Source organism: Acrocarpospora catenulata (assembly GCF_018476525.1).
GTDB lineage: Bacteria > Actinomycetota > Actinomycetes > Streptosporangiales > Streptosporangiaceae > Acrocarpospora > Acrocarpospora catenulata.
This window is the reverse complement of the sequence record NZ_JAHCST010000131.1, coordinates 1-3,671: the sequence shown is the minus strand read 5'-3', so window position 1 is coordinate 3,671 and position 3,671 is coordinate 1. Positions and strand designations below refer to the sequence as shown.

The 3,671-nt window shown below is 74.3% G+C and carries 2 protein-coding genes; one reads left to right on the top strand and one right to left on the bottom strand.

The genetic code is table 11. The features are described 5' to 3' along the window. Positions 1-206 precede the first annotated feature (206 nt). Positions 207-1,961 (bottom strand): tetratricopeptide repeat protein, encoded by a 1,755-nt coding sequence (locus KIP79_RS45905; RefSeq protein WP_214111384.1) that lies wholly within the window; start codon positions 1,959-1,961, stop codon positions 207-209. 191 nt (positions 1,962-2,152) lie between these two features. Between KIP79_RS45905 and KIP79_RS45900 the strand changes: the two genes are divergently transcribed. Continuing rightward, positions 2,153-3,671, top strand: a 1,519-nt coding sequence (locus KIP79_RS45900; RefSeq protein ID WP_214111383.1) for an MFS transporter, incomplete at its 3' end; no start/stop codon positions are given.

Genomic DNA, 3,671 nt, shown 5'->3' with positions numbered 1-3,671 from the left:
CGGGGCCTACCGGCAATGGAGGGGGCGGGTGGGCGGGAGGACTACGGCAACCGAATTCTTCGTGTCAACGCGGAAACCGATCACCCGTAGCGGGCGTCGGGGTACAGGTCGGCGTGGGCGTAGGCGACTATTTGGGTGGGAGTCCCAAGCTATGTGCGATGGGATGAACGCGGGTATGCGATGGGGGACGAACGCGGGCGGCGAGCTCACTGGGTTCGGGCCTGGCGGCGGCCTGGGTATTCGCGGACGGTCACCTCGCGGGGGGTGATGCGGAGGACGTCGTTGTCGGCGATGGCGATGCCGCGGACCTCGGCCCAGAAGCGGGGGTCGCCGACGAAGATGGCCACGCGGGGGTCGTGCTGGACGGCTTCCCAGGATTCCTCGCCGGCGATGACGCGGAGTTCGCCGGAGCGGCTGACCGAGGTGACCGCGCTCACCGCCATCGAGCGGGGGCCGTGCGGGCCGGCGTAGGAGAGGACGACGCTCCGGGAGAAGGTCACCGCGTGGCGGACCTCGTCGGTGAGGTCGGAGGAGGGGGTGGTGTCGCCGGTTTCGATGGGGAAAGGGATCAGGGCGGCTCGCCACGGGCCGGGGGAGCCACGCCACCTGGCCCGCACGGCACGGGCCCCGAACGCCGCCAGCACGGCCAGCAACGCCAGCCACGCCCCTTGCCAGGCCCTGCGCATATCCGGCATGACCCCGGCCACCGCGAGACAGATAGAAGAGGCCACCAGGAAGGCGAGCGCGGCCACCAGCCACCGATCCCGCCGGACCACCCCACGCAGATTGGCCCGCCGCCCGATCAGCACCATCACCACCGGAACCCCCAGCCCGGCGAACGCCGCCCAGGACGCCCCCGCAGGCGCCACCACCGAGACGAGCAGCAACCCCCACCAGCTCCGCCCGGCCACGATCCAGAGCGCCACGTCCATGTTCCGCCGCGCCACCCGCTCCCCGGCGGCGGCCCCGAACTCGGCCAGCGCCGCCAACGGCCGCCCCTGCCACGCCTCCACCAGCAGCCGCAGCACCAGGATGGCCGCCTGATTGAAGAGCACCAGCCCGGCGGCCCCGGCGAAGGCGGCCGGAACCACCCGGTGCACGGGCAGGGTGGCCAGCCCCGCCACGTACCCGGCGACCACGGCCGGCGCCGCCGCCACCGACAGGCTCAGCCAGAGGTCCCGTCCGAGCACCGCGGCCAGCCGCGCCCAGGACGGCAACCGCCCGGCCTGCCGTACGGTGACGGCGAGCACGGGGGCCAGCACGGCCGCGCCACCGATCTGCGCCTCCAGGTGCAGGTCGAAGCCGAGCGCGGCCACCGTCACCGCGACAAGCGCCACCGCCAGCAGTATCCGCACCTGCCGGGACCAGGCCAGCAGCACCTGCCGCGCGGCCTGCCCGTCCGGGTCCTCGTCCCGGGGCGCGGGCCAGCCGAGCAGGGTCAGCCCCAGGTTGATCCGGGCCCCGGTGTGCTCGGGATCGAGCTGGAGCGCCGCCCGGTAGTGCGTGGCCGCCCGGGAACGGTCCCCTCTGGCCAGCGCGAGATCACCGGACAGCGCGTGCGGCCCCGGCTCCTCGGGGGCGTACTTGACGGCTTTCTGGGCCTCGGCCCAGGCGTCCCGCCACCGCCCGGGCCGCAGGCGCAGCGCGCCCGCCAGCCGGAGCCGGGCTGCCCAGGAGCCGGGCGCCAGCCTGACCGCCTCCTGGGCAGCCTCGACGGCCTCCGGAGCGCGGTCCAGACGTTCCAGGGCGAGGCTCGCCAGGCGGTGCCCCCATTCGCCGTGCGGTTCCCGTTCAACCGCCTGGCGAGCGGCCTTGAGCGCGGCCTCGGGCCGGCCGCGGCCGAGTAACTCGGCCGCCAGCCCGCTCCAGGCGCGCGGGTCGCCCTGGGGCGACGCCTCGGAACCTAAATCGCGCCGGGCACGCGCGGGTGACCCCTCGGCATCGCTCCCCACCCAAGGCATGATCCGCGTCCCACCTTCCGTTGCCTAGGTGTCGGACATATACGTATATCTCTCTAGAGAGGTTCTCGGGGTTGCCCGTCTCGTCACATAAATGGGGAGTTGACGGATTTTCCGAACCGCCGGACGACCGGGCGTCCGTCACCCTAAGCTGCCTCGCATGTTCGCCCCCGCCCGGACCATGTGAGCGCCAGGTGCCCCCCGCACGGGTCACCCCGGCGCCCGCCAACCGGTGGGCGGTGCTCGCGCTGCTCTGCCTCAGCCTGCTGCTGATCGCCGTCGACGCCACCGTGCTGCACATCGCGGTGCCCGCGCTCACCGCCGCGCTCGAGCCGACCGCCGTAGAGCTGCTCTGGATCATCGACAGCTACTCGCTGCTGGTCGCGCCCCTGCTGGTCACCTTCGGCACCCTCGGCGACCGGTACGGCAGACGCCGCTTCGTGCTCGGCGGCTACCTGGTCTTCGGGGTGGCCTCGGTGGCCGCCGCGTTCGCCGCCACCCCGATCGCGCTGATCGTGGCCCGGGGCCTGCTCGGCGTGGGCGGCGCCATGATCATGCCGGCCACCCTGTCCATCATCCGCCAGGTCTTCACCGACCGCAGGGAACGGGCGGTCGCGCTCGGCGTCTGGGGCGCGGTGGCCGCCGGGGGCGCCGCCGCGGGGCCGATGATCGGCGGTGTGCTGGTCGAGCACTTCTGGTGGGGCGCGGTCTTCCTGATCAACGTGCCGGTCCTGCTGGTGGCGCTGCCCCTGGCCGTACGGCTGCTGCCCGCCGACCGCCCGAGCCGGCGCTCCTGGGACGCGCTCAGCGCCGTGCTCTCGGTGGCCGGCCTGCTCGCCCTGGCCTTCGGCCTGAAGGAGGCCGGGTACGGCCACACGGTCGGCCGCCCGCTCGCCCTGGTCATCTTCGCCGCCGGTGTGCTGCTGCTGGTCTGGTTCACCCGGCGGCAGCGCGCCCTGGAGACCCCGCTGCTCGACCTCGGCCTGTTCGCCAGGCGTGCCTTCGCCACCGGGGTGGCCTGCGTGCTCTTCGCGATCTTCGCCCTGGTCGGGCTGCAGTTGATGCTCGCCCAGTACCTGCAACTGGTGCTGGGCCTGTCCCCGCTGGGTGCGGCGATCCGCATGGCGCCGCTGATGGCCGCCGCCATCGCGGGCGGGCTGCTGGCCGCCCGGCTGCTGGACCGCATCGGCCTGCGCGCCACCATGAGCGGCGGCCTGGCGCTCACCGCGCTGGCCCTGCTCCCCGTGCTCGGCTGGGGCACCGAGGACCACGCTCCGACGCTGGTGCTCTGCTTCGCCGGGATCGGCTTCGGAGTCGAGGTGGCCCTGCTGGCCGCCTCCGACACGATCATGGCCTCCGCCCCCGAGTCCAGGGCCGGGGGTGCCGCCGCCATCGAGGAGACCGCGTACGAGCTGGGGGCCGGGCTGGGCATCGCGGTCCTCGGCACCATCACCACCCTGGCCTACGCGCCCGCCCTGCCCGACGTACCCGATCTGCCCCCCGAACTCCAGGCGAACGCCAGGGAGTCGCTGGCCGCCGCCGCGCACGTGGCCAACGAGGTCGGCGGCCCGACCGGCGCCGCCCTGCTGGGCGCGGCCCGGCCCGCCTTCGTCAGCGCGCTGCAGTCGACGGTGCTGGTGAGCGTGGTGGTGCTGCTGGCCACCGCGGCCGCGGTGGCGGCGCTGCTGCCCCGGCGGGCGTCCGTGCGCCCGG

Coding starts and splice junctions, on each gene's coding strand:
- KIP79_RS45905 (WP_214111384.1), bottom strand. CDS start 1,961: ATGCCTTGGGTGGGGAGCGATGCCGAGGGGTCACCCGCGCGTGCCCGG.